This is a genomic window from Bacillus clarus (assembly GCF_000746925.1).
GTDB classification, from domain to species: domain Bacteria; phylum Bacillota; class Bacilli; order Bacillales; family Bacillaceae_G; genus Bacillus_A; species Bacillus_A clarus.
Genome location: NZ_JMQC01000008.1, coordinates 400772 through 423910, shown reverse-complemented (window position 1 = coordinate 423910; position 23139 = coordinate 400772). Strand labels below are relative to the sequence as shown.

Below are 23139 nucleotides of genomic sequence, written 5' to 3'. Positions count from 1 at the left end.
CGTTATATACGTTTCTTTTACTGTTGTATATATTACAAGAAAGGGGAAATATACGAAGAGGTATATATTGAGGAGGGTACAAAATGGAGTCTACAGATCAATTTCAGATATATGAAGTTCCTTGGAATGAATTTATAGAAGCGCTTCGAAGTGAAATGAAGAATCAAGTAGGAGCGGATATTATTGACCAAGTAGTTTGCAATTTAAAAGATGGATTTGAAGTGTATACATATGTACAAGGTGATTTAGATTTTGAATATAAAGAGGCGCTTGAGCGGAAATTTGGGAGTGACGGAAAGACTCCTAATGTATTAACAATCATGCTATTAGCTAATATTTATAATACAAGCGAAGAAAAAATACGTTTGCACGCGGATCAAAAGGATAATCCTCTCGTTGCAGTATATGTGAAGCAGTAAAAACACGCTATGAAAGGCGTGTTTTTTATTGTTATGGTAAAATGATAGAAAATTAAGAAAGTGATTGGTGGAATGAAAATAAATCATCTTAATTTGACAGTTACAGATGTGACAGCTGCTAGAAAGTTTTTAGAAAAATATTTTGGATTAACTTGTGAAGGAGCAAGGGGGAATGGTTTTGCAGTTATGTATGATACGGGTGGGTTTGTATTAACTTTAATGAAAGGAAAAGAGGTACATTATCCGAAAACATTTCATGTAGGTTTTCCGCAAGAGAATGAAGAACAAGTTAATAAGATCAATCAAAGATTGAAGGAGGACGGCTATCAGGTCACCCCTCCTCAACATGCACATGCGTACACGTTTTACGTTGAAGCACCTGGAGGATATACAATTGAAGTACTTTGCTAGTTAAAAAATCAAACTTTTTGATAAGTGTTTTTAATTTGAAAAGTATGAAAGGTCTGTTTGGAGGGTTGTATTTCAAAGCAGACTTTTTATTTTGTTTACATAATAAAGTTATGTCGAGTGTGTTGTCCTAAAATACAAGTCATATATCTTGTTTCCTCTCATAAAATTAAACATAGGAATTTGTCTACAAAGGTGGCGAAGCCTCATCATGAAAATTCGAATTTGTGCCACATTCATGTGTTTTCTATTGATATGTTTACATCCTTTTTGGACTTTTGCAAAAGGAGAGGAGGCAAAGGAAAGGGTCGTTTCACTTGTATATGATGATTCGGGCAGCATGAGAAATAACGATCGCTGGAAGTATGCCAATTATGCTTTGCAAAGTTTAGTTGCACTATTAGATGAGAAAGATAGATTTTCGTACGTTCTGATGAGCCGTCCTAATGATCCGTTAAATATCACATTGACAAATGATAAAAGACAAAAAGAAATTGATGGAATTGGGGCGTGGAAAAATTATTTAAATACCCCATTTAGTGCGGTTGAAACGGCGATGCAATCTATAAAAAAGGAAGCGGATATAAATGGGAAACGTGAATTTTGGCTTATTGTATTAACTGACGGGGCATTTAATGATTTAGAGAAAGATAAGGTTGGCGGAAAAGAGCAAATTACTCAAAAATTAGAGCAGTTTAAGAAAGAAATGGATTCGAAAAAGATTTCATTGCATCCAGTATTAATAACGATGGAAGAGGATTTAGGACAGCAAGAAAAGCAGCAGTTAAATACGTTTAAAGGGGTTTGGAAAAAAGAAATGAACGGTGTTGTCATGCCGTCTAGCGGTGAGGATGGTATTGTACAAAGTGTGAATCAAGTTGCAGCATTAGTTGCAAATCGTGATCCGTTTTCTTCTGTTGAATCGATTGTGAAAACGAAAATATCCGGAAAAAAAGTGGAGATTACAACGCCCTTTCCATTAAAGCGTATGACACTTGTGCGACAATCGTCGTCTTTGTCTAATTATCAAGTCGTACAAATTTCTAAGCCATTACAGTTACAATCTTCTTTTTCTATACATGCACCAGGAGAATCTAAATTATACGGAAGTATAGTGCATATGAGTACGGTGAATCAGGAAGTAATTAAGCCTGGGACATATTCGATAGAAGTGGATCAAGACATTGAAAAAGAAGGATTACAGGTACTTGTTGAACCGGCACTTAATTATACTGTTTCTACGTATGACAAAGATGATAAAGATAGAAAAACTGTTGAGAAAATGTATGAAGGTGTAACGGCTGTTATTGAAGCAAAGCCTACTGAACTACCAATTCAGTCTTCTTATTTTGAAGCAGAAGTAGAAATAGATGGGAAGCAATATCCGATGAATTGGGACGATAAAAGGCATGTGTTTTATTACGAGACAAAAGTTGGTAAAGAGTTAGTACGCGGAAAAGTTCATATGAATATAAAGGGATTTTATAGGCAGACGAAAGAATTCAAGATTGATACAGCCGAAAAATCGAAATTATCACTTCAAGCTGTTACGAAAGGTTATGAAGAAAAAGTAACAAATTTAGAAAATAGTAAACCATTTATTTTACAGCCGCTTTTAAATGATAAACCGATGACAGAAGAGGCGGTAAAAAAACTATTAAAATCTACTGGTGTCACATCTAATCAATCAATCAACTATGAATTAAAACAACATAGTAATCAAATTTATGTTTATCCTCGTCCTTATTACTCCGACACATTCAATTTTACAGATACAGGCACCGTAGAAGCTACCATCACTATTAATGATTCAAAATTACAAGAAGTAAAGGAAAAGATTTCGCTTCACATTGAAAATGCGCCATTTTTTGAGAAGTATGCGCTCATTTTTAAATTTGTAATTCCTATCACTTTATTACTTTTAATAGTAGGAATTATTATTTTAGGATGGATTGTTCGGCCGAGATTCCATCGGAAAGCATTATTATATTACGAATGGGATCAAGAAGTAGCGAAAGATTGGCTATATCAGTCAGAACCAGAATTACTCAGAAATAAATGGTGGAAACATTATTTTGGTATTCCATTCCGAGCAGAAAGAAGGACTGTGCAATCTGTAACATTTATAGCGAAAAAAGGATCGAAATCTGTATTTGTGGCGAGGGAGTCGCAAGTAATCGGGATGATCATTGATGGAATGTTTATAACAGAAGAAGAAGTAGGGATGGAGCATAAGACGTTATATCCGAATGAGCTTTTATTGATTGATAGAGGATATGGCAAAGAGATTTACCGATATGAATGTGAATAGTAGAAGGGCAAGAAGGAGCTCAAAAAAATTCGGTACTCGTTCTTTGAAATAGCCTAGCGAACGTGCCTCGAATTGCTTGGCTCTCTTACCTTTTTTTCAAACACGCACGAATAGGAAGGTGGTTCACATGACATTACAAGTTCCAACGATTTTAATTGGTTTAGGTGGAATCGGTAGTACTGTCACACACCAAATATATGAGAAGCTATCAGAGGAGCGTCGCAAAAAGGTAGCGATGCATGTGTTTGATACGGATGTGAATACATTAAGTAAGTTTGATCATATTCGGAAATTTAAAACGCAAACGAGTTCGAGTAAAACACCGAGAGAATATATTGCAGGAGATCCAACAATTCCAGAATGGTTCCCGATGGATCCGACTATTCTTGATAAGCCACTAACAGAAGGAGCAGGGCAACTTCGTGTCATTTCTCGTCTAGCTTTACGTGCAGCTATGAAAGAAGATAAATTAACGTCTTTTTGGCAAGAAATTGAGAAGATTTTCCCTGTTACAAGTGATCAAACGGAATATGGTATTCGTGTTATTATCATTACATCGCTGGCTGGAGGTACAGGTTCGGGTATGTTTTTGCAAATTGCTTTATACTTACGTGAAATGCTTCGGAAAAAACTACAGCATCATAACATTTTAATACGTGGTGCTTTTTTAATGCCAGATGTACTAGTGAAGACGAGAACAGTTAGCGCGAAAGAATTTGAAACTGTGCAAGCAAACGGTTATGCGTCTTTAAAAGAGCTACATGCGATTACACTCGGTTCTACAGGTGAATTATCAAAGCGTGGCGGTGTAACGATTGAGTTAGAGTATCGACCTGATCAAGTAGATGAAGATGGGCGGACGAATCATACGATTAAGCAACATCATTTGCCGTATAATTATTGTTTCTTATATGATTATGAGAATTTACATGGTCATCATTTGCATAACTTATCGGATTATATGGAGCAAATGGCAAATACGATTTATTTACAGCTATTTAGCCCGATGTCCACAAGTCATTTTGCACAAGAAGATAATCAAATTCAGCAATTGGCAGAATCAAGTGGGAAAGCTAGATATTGCGGGGCAGGAACGGCAAAACTCATTTATCCATATGAGCATGTTTTGAAATATTGTGCTTTAAAATGGGCAGTGCAAGGGTTGGATGAATCGTGGCTTCATTTAGACCAATTATTTCAGGAGAAGAAGCAAAGATATGATCAAGATGTAAAACGAGGTATGCAGCGTGAGAAACCAGAGCGTGGCAAAAGTTATCTAGAAGATTTAGAACATCTTGCTACTCGTCCAGAGCAAGCACATATATTCTATAGACAAATGTATCATGAAACGCGCGAAGGTGCAGAGGGCGGTAAAGTGGGTGTTGCGAAGTCGAAATTGTTTTTAGAAGCGGTTGAAAGTTACGTGCATCGTACTGTACAAAAAGATGAAGAATTAAATCGCTTGCAGCACGAGTGCAAAATATCAGCTGCAAAACTTAAAATGATGGAACAAATGAAGGGGGAAGTAGCAAGGGTTGATCATGCGGTTCGTTTATATGCGTATGCGATTCCAAGCCGTGTACATGAGCATGTAACTACTCTTTTATATGACATGATCGAATCAGACCGCTTTGCACCAAGTGGTTCAGAGGGACAGTCCTATCAACTGAATACGTGGTTTTTAAAGAAAACAGACCCTGTTCATCCAGTGGCAGCGCGTTTCATGTTATATGAAATTCGTAAGCAGTTAGTGGAGAAGATGCATCGATTACATGAGAATAATGAACAAAAGCGTAATTTAATCCAAAACTATGATAAGAAGTTTAATGTAAGTAATATAGATGGAACTGTAACAGCGGTACGCCGAGTTGAAATTGCGCAGCACCAAGGATGGTTCGGAAAAATGTTTTATAATCAGCAGCGTATGTTTCGGAAAGAATTCGAAGATATCGTGACGCAATATGTGCACAAGCTAAACGAATATCGCAAAGAAATGCTATTAGAACTCGTGTATCAATCACTGTATCAAGCGGTTAATAAAATGATTCAATATTGGGAAAGATTCTTTGATAATTTACAAGAGACGCGTGAAAATTTATTGTTTGAAATTGAAAAACGAAGCAAAGAATTTGAGGGGAAAACGAATCCGACAAATGTGTACGTATTAGCTGAAGAGAAATTACAAGAAAAGATTTGGCAAGATATGCAGCAACATTTAAATCTAGGAGTACTACCAAAAGATATATCGGCAGAAATTTATATGAGCTTGTATGGAGAATATTGTCGTGATGCACAAACAGAAGAAATTCAGTCAAAAAAGGTTGAAGATTTTTATCGTGAACATATATTGAGCTATTGCTACGACGAACTTCAAGTACGATATTGTGACAAATTAGAGCTTAATATCATTGAAGCATTGCGAAAAGAAGCAGATTTCAAGAAACGTGATCGTGATGAATACGTTCGTGAAAAGATTGAAGATCTTTTCCATCTAGCAAGTCCGTTTATTCCGAAAGTTGCTCATCATAGAGAGCTGCAATATTGGGGGATACATCCGTCCTTAAAACAAGAGTTACAAGAAGAAATATTGCAAGAAATGTTTAAAGAAAAAGATACAGTAAATGAAGCTTTTTCACCATTTGAAGTCATTTGCTATCGTGCTCATTACGGATTGTCACTACAAGATTTTCCTAAGCTTTCGTCCGGACATATTGCAAATGGGTTTATGAATGATAAAGGTGATTACTTCCAATCTTATTATCGCCGCGTCAATAAATTAAATAGTAAAAAATCTAGTCTAACACCACATTTAGATAAGTATTGGCATTTACCAGCTTTTATGCCAGACTTGAATGCAACGCAAACGAAGTTAGATTACGATAAATGTAATCGTGCTCTTCTTTATGCGTACATGTATCGCTGGATTAGCTTGGTCGCTGTTGACGGTCAGTTTGTTTACCAATATAACGGTGTCGGTCGTAGCTTTTTAATCCAGTCTATGGGGAAAAATATTTCAAGTGAAAGTTATAAATTACACAGGGCATTGCTTCATAATCCGTTTATTTATGAAAATATTTTATCTCGTTTTGAAGAGGAACAAGAAAAGGCAATGCTGCAAGGTGGACATTTATATACGCAAGCCTTTGTATTAGGAGCTCAAGATGTAAGGTGGCTTCGTAAAGAACATGTCCATAATATTTTAGATATTATTTTAATGTACGATCGTGAGGCGAAATACGATCCAACGTTAGAAGAGACGTCCGACGAATTACTACGACTATTCCTTGACGAAATAGAGTTATATTTCCAAAATTATTATGGAGCCGGTGCAGATATGGTTGCAAAGAAAGAGACAGAAATGTTTGTCAAACAATTGTGGGATCGTTCATATGCGAAAGGATATGTGGATCCAAATAGTGCACCTTATAAGAAATGGCAAAACCTCCTACATGTTCAAGATGAGGAAGAAGGGACAAAAACGAATGTGTAATGAAGAGATAGGGCATCCTTAAATATGGCAATACAACTTTAGAAAAGAGGGACTTTAATGCCATTTTTAGGAAGTGTATATCAAATATTTGGATTATATCCAGAAATTTATCATGCGATGATTTCAATGGAGATGCAGGAAGAAGTTCAAAATGAGTATATCGAAAATAGCAGTACAGAAATTGAAGTGGAAGAATAAAAAGCGCAGATGAAAATCTGCGCTTTTCTATTGATTTCTAAAGTAAAGGTATAAAATAAAACGTATGTTAAATATGTGTGAGGAGCGAAGCGGAAGAATATAGAGTTTCAAAAAAACAATAAAGTCACATCGTTATCTTAAAATAATAATAAGGCTAATTGAAAGGTAATTGAATATAAATTTCACATAATACAAGATGTATAAAAATCAATATTAAAAAAATATAATGTGGGTAAAATTGGAGAAAATCAATATTTTCAAGTGTTCGGTTGTGTTTAAAAATAACACTTTATACATAATTACCCGATTAAAAACAATTAATTATATTGTTGACAATATAATTAATTGTGTGATAAATTCAATCAAGATTCTTATTGGTGCACTATTTCGAAATATATTTTCAAAAAGTTTACTGCGCTCCAAAAAGATTGATTTTTCTGATTTTTTAAAGCGTGATTCACTGATTCTATAAGGGAAGGGATAGTAAAGTATGTATATTTTTACGGTGTAAACACAACAGTAATAAAGAGTGTGATGAGCAAGGGATAAATTTGAAAAAGAGGTTTCTATGAATGAGTCTATTAATAAAGAAAGTAATGGATGAAAAAAAGAAAAAAGTATTAAATCAAACTTTAGGGGCAATTGATCTAACTCTTTTAGGAATTGGAGCAATTATTGGGACAGGTATTTTCGTATTAACAGGTATTGTGGCAGCAAAACATGCTGGTCCAGCGATTGTGTTATCGTTTATGTTAGCGGCGATTGTATGTGCATGTGTAGCTTTTTGTTATGCTGAATTTGCATCTGCAGTTCCGGTTTCAGGAAGTGTGTATTCGTATACGTATATGACACTAGGCGAGATTTTTGCTTTTATAGTAGGCTGGTGTGTTATGTTAGAGTATTTATTAGCAACTTCTGCGGTGGCGGCTGGCTGGTCAGCATATTTTCAGTCGTTGCTACTAGGGTTTAATATTCATATTCCTGCAATTGTCGCTTCAGCACCAGGGATGGGTAAGGGCGGAATCATTGACTTGCCAGCGGTTATTATTATTTTAGTTGTTACATTTTTATTAAGCCGTGGTGCGAAGGAAAGTGCACGTATAAATAATATAATGGTTATTATTAAACTAGCTGTTATTGTAGGATTTATTATTGTAGGGGCACAATATGTAAAACCAGAGAATTGGCAGCCATTCCTTCCATTTGGATTTCATGGTGTTATTGGAGGCGCCGCTACTGTATTTTTTGCTTTTTTAGGTTTTGATGCAGTTGCAACAGCAGCGGAGGAAGTAAAACGTCCACAACGTAACGTTCCGATTGGGCTACTTGTCTCTTTATGTATTTGTACCATTCTTTATGTAGGCGTTTCATTCGTGTTAACTGGAATTGTTCCGTTTACGGACTTGAATGTAGCTGATCCAGTTGCATATGCATTACGTATTGTAGGAGAAGATAGAATTGCTGGCTTGTTATCAGTTGGAGCAATAGCAGGATTAACAACAGTTCTGTTAGTTGCTATGTTTGCATTTGTTCGGGTATCTTACTCAATGAGTCGAGATGGATTGCTACCAAAAAGACTTTCAAGTGTTCATAAACGTTTTCAAACTCCGTTTTTTAACACATGGATTACGGGTGTGGTTGCAGCTTTATTAGCGGGGTTAGTGGACTTGAATTTATTAGCAAATTTAGTGAATATGGGAACGATAACAGCGTTTATATTTGTATCTTTAGCTGTAATTGTATTAAGGAAGACACACCCTAATATGAAAAGGCCATTCCGTGCTCCTTTCGTTCCGTTTTTACCCATAGTTTCAATAGTAAGCTGTTTATATTTAGCACTAAATCTTTCTCAAATAACTTTAATCAGTTTTATAATTTGGATTATTATAGGTGTTTTTATATATTTTATATATGCGAAAAAACATAGTAATGTTAGAAACGAAAATAGAGTATAGCGTATTAAAATAATGGTTGTAGGTTAAAAAGGACGTAACTTTTAACCTGCAACTATTTTCATTTAAGTGTAAATAGAATTGGTGTGTTTGTAGAAAGATGCGATGAAATCCCTCTTTTTCCATTCATATTTAGTATGGGAATTAAGAATCTCATGAATTCATTTCATTTGTCTACATTGTTTTTTCATGTTACCATAAAGCGAATTTTTTAAGGGAGAGAAGCCGATGAAATGGATTTATTTTATTATTATTAATGTTGTAGCGTTTAGTCTTATGGCACTCGATAAACAAAAGGCAAAGAAGAAACAATGGCGAATAGCAGAAAGTACGTTGTTTTTATCTGCAGCAGCTGGTGGAGCGATTGGCGCTTGGATTGGTATGTACATGTTTCATCATAAAACGCATAAAAGTAAATTTGTTTTCGGTATTCCGTTGCTCGTTATTATAACAGGGGGCATCTTTATATACATATAGATTCACATAGGAGGAATGTCGAAAGAAATACAGATTCAACATTGGTAAAATGAGTATGTGAGAACGTATAATGAAGAAAAAAAGAGAAGAGGAGAAAAAGGAAGATGGAGAGTCAAACAGCACTGCAAAAAAAAGGAATCATATATGCGGCAGGTGCTTATACGATGTGGGGGATACTCCCAATTTATTGGAAATGGGTGGGAGAGATTCCAGCTGAAGAAATATTAGCACATCGCATCGTTTGGGCATTTGTTTTTATGTTAGTCGTTTTAGGGGTAACGCGACGATTTCGTCAATTTCTCGGAGAGTTAGTGAATCTTTTTAAACGACCTAAATTATTAATCTCATTAATGATTGCTTCGATTTTGATTAGTGGAAATTGGTTTGTATACATATGGGCCGTAAATCATAATCATGTAATTGAGGCAAGTCTTGGTTATTATATTAATCCACTTATAAGTATTTTACTTGGCACAGTTATTTTAAAAGAAAAGCTGAACTTTTGGCAGTATGTTGCAGTTTGTTTAGCTGGAGTAGGGGTTATTATTTTAACAGTTCGTTTCGGATCGATTCCATGGATTGCTCTTTCACTTGCATTTTCATTTGGATTATATGGATTAACGAAGAAATTATTAAATTATGATGCGATGATCGGACTTACGATGGAAACGATGTTAGTGACACCACTTGCGGTTATTTATTTGTTTATGGCGGGCGCACATGGTTTTGGTTCATTTGGTTCTATTTCGATGACATCGACGCTTCTTTTAATAGGGGCTGGTACTGTTACGGCATTACCACTATTTTATTTTGCTAAAGGGGCACAGCTTATTCCGCTTTATATGATTGGGTTTTTACAATATATTGCACCGACTATTAGTTTAATTTTAGGCGTTTTCGTTTTTGGTGAGCATTTTACATCTACTCATATGATGGCATTTTTCTTTATTTGGATTGCTTTATTTGTATTTTCAATAGCAAAGACAAAGTTTTTATTACGGAAGCAACCGAAGTTTCTTAAAAATAAATCAGCAAAAGTATCATAATGCGTAGTATTTTCTACGCATTTTTCTTTATACTTATAATATAGAATTTCCATTATAGTCAGTGAGGAGCTGAAAACATGGAAACAATTTTACATAATGATCCACTTATGGCTGCTATACTTTCCTGGTTTTTAGCGCAGTTAACGAAAGTTGTCTTTAAATTAATAAAAACAGGGGAGTTTGATTTTGCAAAATTTTTTGCCTCGGGTGGAATGCCAAGCTCGCATGCTTCGACCGTTACGGCACTTGCTACAGGTGTCGGAGTTGTGGAAGGTGTGGAGAGTCCTGTATTTGCAGTTGCGGCGATTTTCGCCATTATTGTTATGTATGATGCTTCAGGAGTAAGACTCGCAGTAAGTAAGCAGGCTAAGATCTTGAATGATTTTTTTCACGGCAGACAAACGGAATATAAAAAATTAAATGAGCTTGTCGGGCATACACCGTATCAAGTTGTTGTCGGTGCTATATTAGGAATTGTGGTTGGAGTTGGATATTGTTTGTGAGCAGAATGTATATATTACATGTTCTGCTTTTCTTTGTTTTCATACATAATTGTGTGCTAATTGGAATATCGTATACGGACTTAGAAAGGATGGGTGAATAGGTTGTTACTACTTGAAAAAGTGCGTGAGGAAGTGAATCGGAAAATTACTGCCCTTCGAACAATGCAAAAGCAAGACGGAACGTGGCAGTTTTGTTTTGAAGGAGCTCTGTTAACAGATTGTCATATGATTTTTCTGCTCAAATTATTAGGGAAAGATCAAGAAATAGAACCATTTGTGACAAGGCTTGTATCACTTCAAACAAATGAAGGGACTTGGAAGTTATACGAGGATGAACCTGTTGGTAATTTGTCGGCTACAATTCAAGCATATACGGCTTTGCTAGCTTCTGGACAGTTTTTAAGAGAAGATGTAAATATGAGGCGAGCTGAAGCTTTTATTAGGGAGCATGGAGGTATTGCACGTGCTCATTTTATGACGAAATTTTTATTAGCGGTTCATGGAGCATATGATTATCCTTCACTTTTTCACTTTCCAACGCCGATTTTATTTTTACAAGAAGACTCTCCTCTCAGTATATTTGAGTTAAGTAGCTCAGCACGTATACACTTAATTCCGATGATGGTATGTGTGAATAAAAGATTTCGCGTGCCCCAAAAATTACTTCCGGATCTACAGCATATTACTGGTGGAGGGGGACAGTGGTTCCGAGAAGAACGATCACCAGTATTTCAAACATTGCTTTATGATGTGAAAAAGATTTTATCTTATCCGCTCTCTTTACATCATAAAGGATATGAAGAAGTAGAGCGTTTTATGAACGAACGGATTGATGAAAACGGAACATTATATAGTTACGCGAGTGCTACGTTTTATATGATTTATGCATTGTTGGCATTAGGACACCCTATTCAATCGCAGGTCATTCAGAACGCTGTAACTGGATTGGAATCTTATATATGGAATATGGAAAGAGGGAGTCATTTGCAAAATTCACCGTCTACTGTTTGGGATACAGCATTATTAAGTTATGCATTACAAGAGGCGGGCGTATTTAAAGAAGATCCGATGATTCAAAAGGCAACAGAGTATTTATTGAAAAAACAGCAAAGTAAGAAAATGGATTGGAGCGTACATGCCCCGTCAATTCAGGCTGGGGGATGGGGCTTTTCAGATATAAATACGACCATTCCAGATGTTGATGATACAACTGCGGCTCTTAGAGCATTAGCGCCAAGTAGAGATGGGAATCCAAAAGTTGAAGAGGCGTGGGAAAAAGGGATCAAATGGGTGAAGGGATTACAAAATATGGATGGAGGATGGGGAGCTTTTGAACGAGGGGTAACGAGTCGTTTATTAGCAAATTTACCGATCGAAAATGCAGGTGATATGCTTACAGACCCATCTACGCCAGATATTACAGGTAGAGTATTAGAATTTTTAGGGACGTATGCTCCAAATGAATTATCAGACGAGCAAAAAGAGTGTGCAATTAAATGGTTACTCCACGAACAAGAACGGAATGGATCTTGGTATGGAAAATGGGGAATATGCTATATATATGGGACATGGGCAGCTCTTACTGGGTTAAAAGCAGTGGGGGTTTCTTCAACCCATCCATCCGTGAAAAAAGCAATTTTATGGTTAGAAAATATTCAACATAGAGATGGGGGATGGGGGGAGTCTGGGCAAAGTAGCATAGAGAAAAGATTCGCTTCTTTATCTTTTAGTACTCCTTCACAAACAGCATGGGCACTTGATGCGCTTATTTCTTATTATGATAAAGAAACACCAGCCATTCGAAAAGGGATTTCATATTTGTTTGCCAATTCTACTAAAAATGAAGAATATCCGACTGGTACAGCTTTGCCAGGTGTATTTTATATAAATTACCATAGTTATGCTAAATTATATCCATTACTTACTTTGGCGCATTATATGAAAAAATACAGAAAATAAACCGAGAGATACTCTCGGTCTATTTTCATGGGGTAGTAGGTCCCTGTTGAAAAGAATAAGGAACGTTGCGGTACCTTATTTTTGAGTTGACTGGCGTTTTTGACGTGCATCAGCGGCATTTGCACGTGCGTTTGCTTCTAAGTCATTTTGATCAGCGAGTTCACGAGAAAACTCTACATCAATACCATCAGAAGCTTTGTTTTGATTTAAGTTTTGTTTCTTTTTGTTCATTCGACACAATCTCCTTGTGTTTTATGATGCGTTGCAATGTTAGTTTGACACAAATAGACTTTTTTATACAAAAAGGATTTAGAAAGGACAGAGCCGAAATATACAGTATAAGTAATAGAAATGAGGGATAGGGATGGACTTTTTAAATGGGAAAACAGCTGTTATTACAGGCGCTGCACAAGGGATTGGAAAAGAAATCGCACGTACTTTGGCCAAATTAGGTGCAAAGGTATTAATAAGCGATGTAAATGAAGAGACATTACGGGAGACGACAAATGAATTGGTAGCAGAAGGATATGAAGTGAGTTTATATCCATGTAATGTTAGTAATCAAAATGAAGCAAAGTCATTAATTGAATATGCAGTTCAAAAATTTGGTTCCCTACATATTTTAGTGAATAATGCAGGAATTACAAGAGATGCAATGTTACACAAGATGGAGAAAGGAGATTGGGAACAAGTATTACAAGTGAATTTAACTGGGGTATTTTATTGCATGCAACCTGCCTTACTTTATATGAGGCAACAACAATATGGACGTATCATTAATATTTCTTCTATTAGTAGGGAAGGAAATATCGGTCAAGCAAATTATGCGGCAACGAAAGCAGGGGTTATCGGTTTAACGAAAACAGCGGCGAAAGAAACGGGAGGTTTTGGTATTACTTGCAATGCGATTTGTCCTGGATTCATGGATACAAATATGACAAAAGCAATTCCGGATAAAGTAAAAGAGAAAATGGTTGGAGCGATCCCGGTTGGACGAATCGGCACACCACAAGATATTGCTAATGCAGCTTCTTTTTTAGCATCAGAGTATGCATCATATATTACAGGAGAAGTTTTACATGTTAGTGGTGGATTGAAAGTGTAAATGATACATATAGTACATACTAAAAAGAGCCTGACCAAAATTGGTCAGGCTCTTTCCGTTAGTTTAAGTTTATCCAAACGCTTTTCACTTCTGTATAGTTGTTTAATGCATAGGAGCCCATTTCACGACCAAGGCCAGATTGCTTAAAGCCTCCAAATGGAGATGCTGCATCAAAGACATTGTAACAGTTTACCCATATTGTACCTGCACGAACTTTACTTGCAATATAATGTGCAGTTTTTACGTTTTCTGTCCATACACCAGCAGCTAAGCCGAATTGTGATTTATTGGCACGCTCAATTACTTCATCAATATCATTAAATGGTAATGCAGAGATAACAGGACCGAAAATTTCTTCTTTTGCGATTGTCATCTCATCATTTACGTCAGCAAATACTGTTGGCGCAACGAAATATCCGTTTTCGTACGGCTTAATTCCACCACAAAGTACTTCAGCACCTTCTTCAATTCCTTTTTCAATATATCCCATTACACGTTTTTGTTGCTCTTCAGAAACAAGCGGGCCAATTGTAGTTTCTGGGTTGAGACCAGCACCTTGATTTAATTTTTTTGAATAAAGAACGAGATCAGCCATGACATTATCATACATTTTCTTAGGAATAAATAAGCGTGATCCAGCGCAGCATACTTGTCCTTGATTAAACATAACACCGGAAAGTGCAGCTGGAATTGCTCGAGATAAGTCCGCGTCTGGTAAGATAATATTTGGTGATTTACCACCAAGTTCGAGTGTAACTCGTTTCAATGTTTCAGATGCTTGTCTCATAATTTGTTGTCCGACTGGAGTAGAACCTGTAAAGGCGATTTTATCAACGAGAGGATGAGCAACAAGTGCTTGTCCAGCTGTTTCGCCAAATCCAGGAACGATGTTGACAACACCTTTCGGGAATCCAGCTTCTTCAAATAATTCAGCTAAATATAGAGCGGAAAGAGGAGTTTGCTCTGCTGGTTTTAGAACGATTGTACATCCAGTTGCAAGTGCAGCTCCCATTTTCCACATTGCCATAAGGAGCGGAAAGTTCCATGGAATGATTTGTCCAACGACACCAACAGCTTCGTGGCGTGTGTAGTTAAAATACTCACCGGAAACTGGAATTGTTTGACCGACGATTTTTGTAGCCCAACCTGCATAATAACGCATATGTTCAATTGCAAGCGGAATGTCTGCTGCCATTGTTTCACGGATTGGTTTTCCGTTATCTAAAGTTTCAAGCTGTGCGAGCTCTTCTTTATGCTCTTCCATTAAATCAGCAAGTTTGTACATAAGACGGCTTCGTTCAGCCGCGCTCATACGTGACCAAGGGCCTTCATCGAAAGCCATTCTAGCAGCTACTACAGCTTTATGAATATCTTCGCGGCCAGCTTCGGAAACGATAGCAAGTGTTTCACCAGTTGCTGGGTTAGGAGTTTTAAATGTTTTACCAGAAGCGCTTTCAACGAACGCTCCATTCACATACAATTTTTTCGTACCTTGAAGAAATTTCTCTACCTTTTCATGAAGATTTATAGCTAGTTGACTCATTGTATAACCCCCTTGAAAATATAATGTAAACGCAGTACGAGACGGCGTTTATTCCTATAATCGCGATGTAGGGAACTAGTTGACAAGCCTCTAATTTAAATCATAAATAATAAATACTGAAAATTCAAATTTCAATTTTGTTACAATTGTAAAAAATATGTAATAAATGATGGTGTTCTACATAATTATAAAAAATCCTGTTTGTTTTTGCTTTCTAGTAGGAAAAATGAGAAAAACAATGGTACAATTATACCTCGTGAGAGGAGGGAGAAAGTGAAGAATTATCATGATGACCCACGATTTCGAATTGCCCATAGAGAAGCGCTAATTGGTCTTGGACTTGCTGTTATTAATTTTATAATATGGTACGGATTTACTTATGGGCTTGGAAGTAAGGATCCAAGTGAATATACATATGTGTTAGGATTTCCAGCATGGTTTTTTTATAGCTGTATAGTTGGATTTGTAGTAATTGTTATTCTACTTATGTTAGCTGTGCGTTTTTTATTTCAAGATATTTCGCTCGATGAGGAAGAAAAAAGTGAGGAATGATAGATGAATTGGTATGTAATAATTCCAATGATAATCTCTTTTATCGTTGTATTTTTAATTGGTGTATATGCATCAAGACATGTACAAGCAACTGCTCATAATAAATTTTTGCAAGAGTATTTTCTTGGTGGGCGTGAGCTTGGTGGATTGCTATTAGCTATGACAATGATCGCTACGTATGGTAGTGCAAGTAGCTTTATTGGTGGTCCTGGTATTGCGTATAATATAGGGCTTGGATGGGTACTATTGTCAGCAATTCAAGTTGTAACGGGTTATATTGTTTTAACGGTTATTGGTAAGAAATTTGCGATTATCGCAAGGAAGATGGAAGCAATTACGCTTATTGATTATTTGAAAGGAAGATACAATCATAAAGCGGTCGTTATTCTTTCTGCATTATGTATTATTATCTTTTTATTTTCAGCAACAGTTGCCCAGTGGGTTGGCGGCGGACGGTTAATTGAATCATTAACGGGTCTTTCGTATACAACGTCTTTATTTCTTTTTACATTTTCTGTGCTTATATATGTTTTAATTGGTGGGTTCCGTGCGGTTGCTTTATCAGATACATTATTAGGAATCATTATGTTAGCTGGAACAACGATCATTTTAGTTGCTACTATAATTGCTGGTGGCGGAATTGAAAAGATTATGCATGAGCTCGTTCAAATTAATCCGAATTTAATTACACCGTTTGGAGCGGATGGTAGTTTAACGAAAACATATGTAACATCATTTTGGATTTTAATTGGAATTGGTGTCGTAGGATTACCGCAAATTAGTGTGCGTGCGATGTCTTATAAAAATTCCAAGGCAATGCATCAAGCATTAATAATTGGAACGATTGTCGTTGGTACAATTATGATTGGTATGCATTTAACAGGTGTGTTTGCACGCGTTGTACTTCCAGGTGTGACTGTACCTGATAAGGTTATGCCGTTATTAGCGATGGAAGTATTACCACCTTGGTTAGCTGGTATATTCCTGGCTGCACCGATGGCAGCAATTATGTCTACTGTAAATTCATTGTTATTACTTGTAAGTTCTTCTATTATTAAGGATATATATGTGAATTACATAAATAAAGATGCAGCAGATCATACGATAAAGAAAGGCAGTTTATGGATTACTGGTATTGTAGGGTTGCTTGTATATGTCGCAGCAATTAAACCGCCAGACTTTTTAATTTGGTTAAATTTATTTTCTTTCGGTGGATTAGAAGCTGCCTTCATTTGGCCGATTGTATTAGGATTATATTGGAGAAAAGGGAATGCGACTGGAGCGCTTGCTTCTATTTTAGTTGGGGTAGGATCATATATGGTCATTCATCTTTGTTTCCCTAATCCGTTCGGTATACATACAGTTGTTTTCCCAATTTGCTTTGCGTTTATTGCTTATATAATTGGTAGTATGCTTACTTCGAAAAAAACAGCACAATAAGATAGAAAAGCGTAGTCACTTTATAAGAAAGGACTGCGCTTTTTGTTACGTATGAATAGATAGAAAAGACTATAGTCGTAATAAAATTTTTCTTTTTCATTCTGTATTCCATTATGTATTCATAAAGTAATAACAATTGAAGGGATGGAGTTGAGGTCTATGAAAAAAGTATTATTTTTAGGAGACCCAGGAATTGATGACTCTTTAGCAATTATGTATGGATTGTTGCATCCTGAAATTGATATCGTTGGAGTAGTTACTGGATATGGGAATGTAACGCAAGAACAGGCAACGAGTAATGCGGCCTATTTGTTACAATTAGCAGGGCGAGAAGATATACCGGTTATTAATGGAGCGAAAATCCCTTTATCAGGGGGATTTGTAACATACTATCCAGAAATTCATGGGACAGATGGATTGGGACCAATTCGTCCTCCTAAAACTATTTCACCGAATGTAAAGTCTTTTTGTGAATTTTTTCGTATTCTTGAACAATATAAGGGCGAAATAATTATTGTTGATGCAGGCAGATCGACTACATTAGCGACAGCATTTATTTTAGAAAAGCCAATGATGAAGTATGTGAAAGAGTATTATATAATGGGTGGAGCTTTCTTGATGCCTGGAAATGTTACGCCGGTCGCAGAAGCGAATTTTCATGGTGATCCAATCGCATCGCAATTAGTAATGCAAAATGCAAATAATGTGACACTAATACCTCTCAATGTCACGTCTGAGGCGATTATAACACCGGAAACAGTAAAGTACATTACAAAACATTCAAAAACAAACTTTAAAAAGTTAATTGAGCCGATTTTTACTTATTATTATAAGGCGTATAAAAAGTTAAATCCGAAAATAACGGGAAGTCCAGTACATGATGTAGTTACTATGATGGTGGCGGCCAATCCATCTCTTTTAGATTACGTTTATCGGCGTGTTGATGTGGATACGATTGGGATTGCGAAAGGAGAAAGTATCGCTGATTTTCGTCCACAACCTGATGCGAAAGCTTTAAAAAATTGGATGCGAATTGGTTGGTCATTACATTATAAAAAATTTCTTGAAGATTTCGTGAAAATTATGACATAGACATAATAGGAGAATACAAGTTAAAATAATAAGGACGATTATATATGTAATCGTCCTTATTATTTTGTTTGTAAAAGATCAAATAGAGAAAAGATACACAATAGGAGAGGGAATTTACTTGAGAAAAGTTATAGTATGCGCAGGAATTGTGGGTATTTTGGTTTTGCTAATATCAGGTAACTTTTTAGTAAAGAAAGTGTGGAGTTCAAATAACGATGATGCACAGTATATCGCATCATTTGTTGAAGAACATAAAGATGAAAAAAATAGTGCATTACTGATAAAAAGAAATGATAAAATTGTTTATTCTGTAAATCCGGATGTTGTATTACCAGTAGCAAGTACGATGAAATTAATTGTTGCTCTTGAATTTACGAAACAAGTTACAGATGGGAAAATCGATCCTGCTAGTTTCGTCTCAATTAATGATGTGAATCGTTATTATGTTCCAAATATGGACGGTGGTGCGCAGGACAGGTGGCAGAAGTACTTGCAAAGAACAGGGAAAATGACTGAAGGTGCAGTTTCTTTAGAAGAAGTTGCAAAAGGAATGGTAAAGTTTAGTTCAAACGCAAATACGGAGTATTTAATGGAACGACTCGGACTAGACAACATTAATCAAAACTTACAAAACATATCGCTTCCTTCTCATCAACCGCTATTTCCGATTGTTTCATCTTTATATATTCCAGGATATTTGCATAAAGAATTGCATGTTCCAAAATATAAAATAGAGAAGAAACTAAAAGAAATGACTCAAGAGCAATATCGTCAATATGCAATGATTATTCATGAGCGTTTAAAAGAGAAGGGGTCACTATTGCAGAAGGAAATTCCTCTTTATTTAGAGGAAAGATATGATAAAATATGGTCAGATAGATTACCAGCTGCCTCAGCAAATGATTATATGGTATTGCTTCAAAAGGCGAATCATAAAAAAGGATTTACACAAGCTGAGGAAAAAGCGTGGGCAAGTCTCGTTGAAACGGATATGAGTGCGAAAAAGTATAGGAAAACGTTTAGACATGCCGGACAAAAGAATGGTTATACACCATGGACAGTAACGAAAGCTGTTTATGCAACAGATAAACGAGGGAATTGTACAGAAATCGTATTTTTAGCTAATCAGTTAAATGAAGAGGATAGCGCTGAAATTCGCAAACATTTAGCAAATTTACATTTTCAAGTGTTGCAAAGTGATAAGTTTGATGCAACTTTTATTAAATAAACTCGATGCTTATAGCATTGGGTTTATTTTTATTTAAAGGAGCTTATACAAGCACTTTTTCACTATTAATGGGTATGATGGGTAGTAAAACTTAGGCGAAAGGGGAAAAGGTGATGAAAAGAAGTAAGGAAGAATTTATACGGGATGAAGGCGCTGATTTCCCTGGAAAAACGTACGTGAATTGTGTATTAAGGCACGTATTTGAATTTCAACGTGATTATTTGTTACAAGATATGTTCATGGTCCATAGAGCTCATATTATTATGCTTACTGAGCAAAAGTTAATGAAAATAGAAGAAGCGAAAGTGATTTTAACAGCACTTGAGAAGGTTGCGAGAATTCCAGATAGCCAATTGCTTTATACAGAGCAGCATGAGGATCTCTTTTTTTTAATTGAACATTTAATTGTTCAAGAAGCAGAGTGTGATTTTGTAAGTAATATGCATATCGGTAGAAGCAGAAATGATATGGGTGTGACGATGTATCGAATGAGTTTGCGGAGATACTTATTACGTCTAATGGAACATCATATGTTATTACAAGAAAGCATATTGCAACTTGCTGAGGAACATATGGAAACGATTATGCCCGCTTATACACATACGCAGCCAGCGCAACCGACGACATTTGGTCATTATGTATTAGCAATTTATGATACGATGCAAAGGGATTTAGAGCGAATTGTGAAAACATATCATCTTGTAAATCATTCACCAATGGGGGCAGCAGCTCTTTCAACGACCAGTTTTCCTATTAATAGACAAAGAGTTGCGAAGTTACTTGGATTTACAAAAGTAATTGAAAACTCATACGATGCTGTTGCTGGGGCCGATTATTTATTAGAGGTTAGCTCGTTACTTATGGTAATCATGACGAATACGAGCAGATGGATCCATGATCTTTTATTGTTAGCAACGAAAGAGTACGATGGGATTGCTATTGCGAATCCATACGTACAAATTAGTAGTATTATGCCTCAAAAACGGAACCCAGTCTCTATTGAACATGCACGTGCTCTTACAAGTAGTGCTTTAGGAGAAGCTTTTACGGTTTTTCAAATGATTCATAATACACCGTTTGGTGATATTGTCGATACGGAAGATGACTTGCAGCCGTATTTATATAAAGGAATTGAAAAGACTATTCGTGTTTTTTGTATTATGAATGCAGTTATTCGAACGATGAAAGTAGAAAAGGAAACGTTAAAAAGGCGTTCTTATAAACATGCAATTACGATAACTGATTTCGCAGATGTTTTAACGAAAAACTATGAAATTCCATTTCGGCACGCTCATCATGCAGCAAGTACGATTGCGAATATGTCACTAGAGCAGAAAAAGGAGCTTCATGAATTACATTTCAAAGAAGTGAATATGTACTTACAAGAAAATTTCAGAGTAAATTTATTAGAAGAAGAGTGGAAAGAAATTATATCACCAGAAGCTTTTATTCAAAAGAGAAATGTATATGGTGGGCCGAGTAAAAAAGAAATGGAGCGTATGATAAAAAATCGAAAAGAGTCATTTCGAAAAGAAGAAGAGGTATTTGAAAAGGAAAAACAGAGAATTTTACAAGTTGAAAATGATTTGAATACATTCGTTTCAAATATTGTTGAATCGTAAAAGGAGGATTTAATGAATTAATCGCCAATACTTAATTAAAATATAAATGGAGAGAAGAGATTGTCGATGATTCATTTACACGTATGTGAAGAAATACTGCGCTTTAAAGAAGATGTTATACCATTTTTAGAAAAGAATGAGCAGGAGAATAATTTGCTATTAGGTGTATTACAAGTTGTTCAAGAGCCGATATTTATGGGGATAGCGAAACAAGGAGAAGAAATTGCAGTTGTATTTCTTCAAACAGTGGAGAAGAAACAAATGATTGTTGCTACGTCTGAAATTGCGGAAGAGGATATCGTGGAACTTGCGAAGAAATTAACGAAAGTATATCCAGATATTCCTGGGTTGATCGGTAATAAGAAAATTGTACAGAAATTAGCGGAAGAGATTGCGATATTAGAAAATAAGAGAACTACTGTTGTAATGGAGCAAGGGGTATATGAGTTGAAACAAGTAACGAAGAAGTGGGGCAGAGATGGAATTTTTCGAGTAGTAAATAATGATGAGCTACCATTAATAGAACAGTGGATATATCAATTTTGTGAAGATGTGAAGCTTCCTACTACGAAAGAAGAAGCGAAACAAACCGCACATACATTAATCACTAATCATCGTCTATTCGGTTTGGAAGTGGGCGGAAAACTAGTTTCCGTAGCTGCAAAAACGAGACCCACTACAAATAATATAACAGTTAATTTCGTTTATACGCCGAAAGAAGCGCGGAAAAAAGGGTACGCATCTAATTGTGTAGCGGCACTTAGTCAACGTATGTTAGAGGAAGGGTACAAGACAACTACATTATATACTGATTTAGCGAATCCGACATCGAATAAAATTTATCAGGAAATTGGTTATGAGCAAATTGGGGAGTCTGTACTTATATTTTTCGAGAAGTAGAATGAAAAGGCGCGCTATTATAGCGTGCCTTTTTGTTATTCATCAATTCTAATAACCTCGCCTTGCGGGAAGTTCTCAGTTTCTAGTAAGTTACGAATAGCTTTCGCAACATATTCAGGAGATAGTAATTTTCCTTCTTCTTTTAAAGTAACAAAGCGATCTAAGTTTGTGAAGTCTTCTTTATTTGTTTCACGAATTTGCTTTTGCATATTTGTATCAACAACACCTGGTGCAAAAGCAACGATTTTTACAGGATATTCTTTTTCCTCTTCTTCCAATCCGATGCATTGTGTAAACATATTTACACCGGCTTTCGTTGTACAATAAGCCCCCCATCCAAAATAAGGGTTTTTTCCTGCACCAGATGAAATATTTATAACACGTTTATCGATTTTCCAATCTTTCGTATGTTTCATGAAAGTGGAAGTAAGAATCATAGGTGCGATTAAATTAATTTGCACGTTTGTAATTAAAAGTTCGCTTTCTGATTTTTCGATTGGCTTCATTGGTGCAACTGTGCCTGCGTTATTAATTAAATGAATAGATGAAACGGTGTCTTCTTTAATAGATGAAAGAATCGTTTCAAAATGGGTTTCTAAGTTATGTATGTCTTGGAGGTCCATAGAATGGAAGGATAAATGACTATTTTTTTGCTTTGCTATTTCGGCAAGCTTTTCATTTTCTCTTCTAGAAATACAGATGAGTTTTGTGTTTTTTTCTAATAATTGCGTGGCGATTGCTTCTCCTAATCCTTGTGAAGTTCCTGTTATGATAATGTAGCGCATAGTTTAGTAAACTCCTCTCATATGTATGGAATTTTGTTGGACAACGTACCTTGTATAGTTTGTCTACATCTTATAGTATAGAGCACTTTTTACTATAAATGAAAGGGAG

The 23139-nt window shown here is 35.9% G+C and carries 20 protein-coding genes; 17 read left to right on the top strand and 3 right to left on the bottom strand.

The features are described 5' to 3' along the window. Window positions 1-83: 83 nt before the first annotated feature. The 10 genes from DJ93_RS02890 to DJ93_RS02845 all read left to right on the top strand — a co-directional run bounded on the left by DJ93_RS02890 (window position 84) and on the right by DJ93_RS02845 (window position 12763). The gene (locus DJ93_RS02890) at window positions 84-419 is read left to right on the top strand and encodes a hypothetical protein (protein ID WP_042979109.1); all 336 of its coding nucleotides are present in this window, start codon (window positions 84-86) and stop codon (window positions 417-419) included. A 72-nt stretch (window positions 420-491) separates the two neighbouring features. Then, on the top strand, window positions 492-830 hold the full coding sequence (locus DJ93_RS02885; RefSeq protein WP_042979108.1) for a VOC family protein: 339 nt from the start codon (window positions 492-494) through the stop codon (window positions 828-830). A 208-nt stretch (window positions 831-1038) separates the two neighbouring features. After that, entirely contained in the window at window positions 1039-3138 is a 2100-nt protein-coding gene (locus DJ93_RS02880) for a vWA domain-containing protein (RefSeq protein WP_042979107.1), read from the top strand. A gap of 127 nt (window positions 3139-3265) precedes the next feature. Continuing rightward, entirely contained in the window at window positions 3266-6628 is a 3363-nt protein-coding gene (locus DJ93_RS02875; RefSeq protein WP_042979106.1) for a tubulin-like doman-containing protein, read from the top strand. A 57-nt stretch (window positions 6629-6685) separates the two neighbouring features. Next, the gene (locus DJ93_RS02870; protein WP_042979105.1) at window positions 6686-6826 is read left to right on the top strand and encodes a hypothetical protein; all 141 of its coding nucleotides are present in this window, start codon (window positions 6686-6688) and stop codon (window positions 6824-6826) included. 572 nt (window positions 6827-7398) lie between these two features. Next, window positions 7399-8781 (top strand): APC family permease, encoded by a 1383-nt coding sequence (locus DJ93_RS02865; protein ID WP_042979104.1) that lies wholly within the window; start codon window positions 7399-7401, stop codon window positions 8779-8781. A 225-nt stretch (window positions 8782-9006) separates the two neighbouring features. Further along, window positions 9007-9255, top strand: coding sequence for a DUF1294 domain-containing protein (locus DJ93_RS02860; protein ID WP_042979103.1), 249 nt, complete (start codon window positions 9007-9009; stop codon window positions 9253-9255). Window positions 9256-9359: 104 nt separating this feature from the next. Next, a complete protein-coding gene (rarD, locus tag DJ93_RS02855; RefSeq protein ID WP_042979102.1) occupies window positions 9360-10301 on the top strand; it encodes an EamA family transporter RarD in 942 nt (313 codons plus the stop codon). A 77-nt stretch (window positions 10302-10378) separates the two neighbouring features. Continuing rightward, window positions 10379-10804: a divergent PAP2 family protein gene (locus tag DJ93_RS02850; RefSeq protein WP_042979101.1), complete on the top strand. Its 426-nt coding sequence runs from the start codon at window positions 10379-10381 to the stop codon at window positions 10802-10804. Between the two features lie 102 nt (window positions 10805-10906). Next, entirely contained in the window at window positions 10907-12763 is a 1857-nt protein-coding gene (locus tag DJ93_RS02845) for a terpene cyclase/mutase family protein (protein ID WP_042979100.1), read from the top strand. 75 nt (window positions 12764-12838) lie between these two features. Here the strand turns inward: DJ93_RS02845 and DJ93_RS02840 are convergent, their stop codons facing one another. Next, window positions 12839-12994, bottom strand: coding sequence for a YfhD family protein (locus DJ93_RS02840; protein ID WP_042979099.1), 156 nt, complete (start codon window positions 12992-12994; stop codon window positions 12839-12841). 133 nt (window positions 12995-13127) lie between these two features. Here DJ93_RS02840 and fabG point away from each other — a divergent pair, with 133 nt between their 5' ends. Further along, entirely contained in the window at window positions 13128-13868 is a 741-nt protein-coding gene (fabG, locus tag DJ93_RS02835; RefSeq protein ID WP_042979098.1) for a 3-oxoacyl-ACP reductase FabG, read from the top strand. Window positions 13869-13926: 58 nt separating this feature from the next. On the opposite strand, the gene DJ93_RS02830 is transcribed toward fabG, so the two are convergent. Continuing rightward, entirely contained in the window at window positions 13927-15411 is a 1485-nt protein-coding gene (locus DJ93_RS02830) for an aldehyde dehydrogenase family protein (protein WP_042979097.1), read from the bottom strand. 273 nt (window positions 15412-15684) lie between these two features. Here DJ93_RS02830 and DJ93_RS02825 point away from each other — a divergent pair, with 273 nt between their 5' ends. From DJ93_RS02825 to DJ93_RS02800, 6 genes are all read left to right on the top strand, one after another. After that, on the top strand, window positions 15685-15963 hold the full coding sequence (locus DJ93_RS02825; RefSeq protein WP_042979096.1) for a YhdT family protein: 279 nt from the start codon (window positions 15685-15687) through the stop codon (window positions 15961-15963). A gap of 3 nt (window positions 15964-15966) precedes the next feature. Continuing rightward, entirely contained in the window at window positions 15967-17403 is a 1437-nt protein-coding gene (gene panF, locus DJ93_RS02820) for a sodium/pantothenate symporter (RefSeq protein ID WP_042979095.1), read from the top strand. 144 nt (window positions 17404-17547) lie between these two features. Further along, the gene (locus DJ93_RS02815; protein WP_117287889.1) at window positions 17548-18495 is read left to right on the top strand and encodes a nucleoside hydrolase; all 948 of its coding nucleotides are present in this window, start codon (window positions 17548-17550) and stop codon (window positions 18493-18495) included. Between the two features lie 118 nt (window positions 18496-18613). Beyond that, window positions 18614-19723: a serine hydrolase gene (locus DJ93_RS02810; protein WP_042979093.1), complete on the top strand. Its 1110-nt coding sequence runs from the start codon at window positions 18614-18616 to the stop codon at window positions 19721-19723. 113 nt (window positions 19724-19836) lie between these two features. Beyond that, window positions 19837-21345 (top strand): argininosuccinate lyase, encoded by a 1509-nt coding sequence (gene argH / locus DJ93_RS02805; RefSeq protein ID WP_042979092.1) that lies wholly within the window; start codon window positions 19837-19839, stop codon window positions 21343-21345. Between the two features lie 60 nt (window positions 21346-21405). Next, a complete protein-coding gene (locus tag DJ93_RS02800; RefSeq protein WP_117287890.1) occupies window positions 21406-22245 on the top strand; it encodes a GNAT family N-acetyltransferase in 840 nt (279 codons plus the stop codon). Window positions 22246-22280: 35 nt separating this feature from the next. On the opposite strand, the gene DJ93_RS02795 is transcribed toward DJ93_RS02800, so the two are convergent. Further along, on the bottom strand, window positions 22281-23030 hold the full coding sequence (locus DJ93_RS02795; RefSeq protein WP_042979090.1) for a (S)-benzoin forming benzil reductase: 750 nt from the start codon (window positions 23028-23030) through the stop codon (window positions 22281-22283). Window positions 23031-23139 lie beyond the last annotated feature (109 nt).

Coding starts and splice junctions, on each gene's coding strand:
- panF (WP_042979095.1), top strand. CDS start 15,967: ATGAATTGGTATGTAATAATTCCAATGATAATCTCTTTTATCGTTGTA.
- DJ93_RS02890 (WP_042979109.1), top strand. CDS start 84: ATGGAGTCTACAGATCAATTTCAGATATATGAAGTTCCTTGGAATGAA.
- DJ93_RS02880 (WP_042979107.1), top strand. CDS start 1,039: ATGAAAATTCGAATTTGTGCCACATTCATGTGTTTTCTATTGATATGT.
- DJ93_RS02865 (WP_042979104.1), top strand. CDS start 7,399: ATGAGTCTATTAATAAAGAAAGTAATGGATGAAAAAAAGAAAAAAGTA.
- DJ93_RS02870 (WP_042979105.1), top strand. CDS start 6,686: ATGCCATTTTTAGGAAGTGTATATCAAATATTTGGATTATATCCAGAA.
- DJ93_RS02815 (WP_117287889.1), top strand. CDS start 17,548: ATGGAGTTGAGGTCTATGAAAAAAGTATTATTTTTAGGAGACCCAGGA.
- DJ93_RS02885 (WP_042979108.1), top strand. CDS start 492: ATGAAAATAAATCATCTTAATTTGACAGTTACAGATGTGACAGCTGCT.
- rarD (WP_042979102.1), top strand. CDS start 9,360: ATGGAGAGTCAAACAGCACTGCAAAAAAAAGGAATCATATATGCGGCA.
- fabG (WP_042979098.1), top strand. CDS start 13,128: ATGGACTTTTTAAATGGGAAAACAGCTGTTATTACAGGCGCTGCACAA.
- DJ93_RS02850 (WP_042979101.1), top strand. CDS start 10,379: ATGGAAACAATTTTACATAATGATCCACTTATGGCTGCTATACTTTCC.
- argH (WP_042979092.1), top strand. CDS start 19,837: ATGAAAAGAAGTAAGGAAGAATTTATACGGGATGAAGGCGCTGATTTC.
- DJ93_RS02830 (WP_042979097.1), bottom strand. CDS start 15,411: ATGAGTCAACTAGCTATAAATCTTCATGAAAAGGTAGAGAAATTTCTT.
- DJ93_RS02860 (WP_042979103.1), top strand. CDS start 9,007: ATGAAATGGATTTATTTTATTATTATTAATGTTGTAGCGTTTAGTCTT.
- DJ93_RS02875 (WP_042979106.1), top strand. CDS start 3,266: ATGACATTACAAGTTCCAACGATTTTAATTGGTTTAGGTGGAATCGGT.
- DJ93_RS02840 (WP_042979099.1), bottom strand. CDS start 12,994: ATGAACAAAAAGAAACAAAACTTAAATCAAAACAAAGCTTCTGATGGT.
- DJ93_RS02795 (WP_042979090.1), bottom strand. CDS start 23,030: ATGCGCTACATTATCATAACAGGAACTTCACAAGGATTAGGAGAAGCA.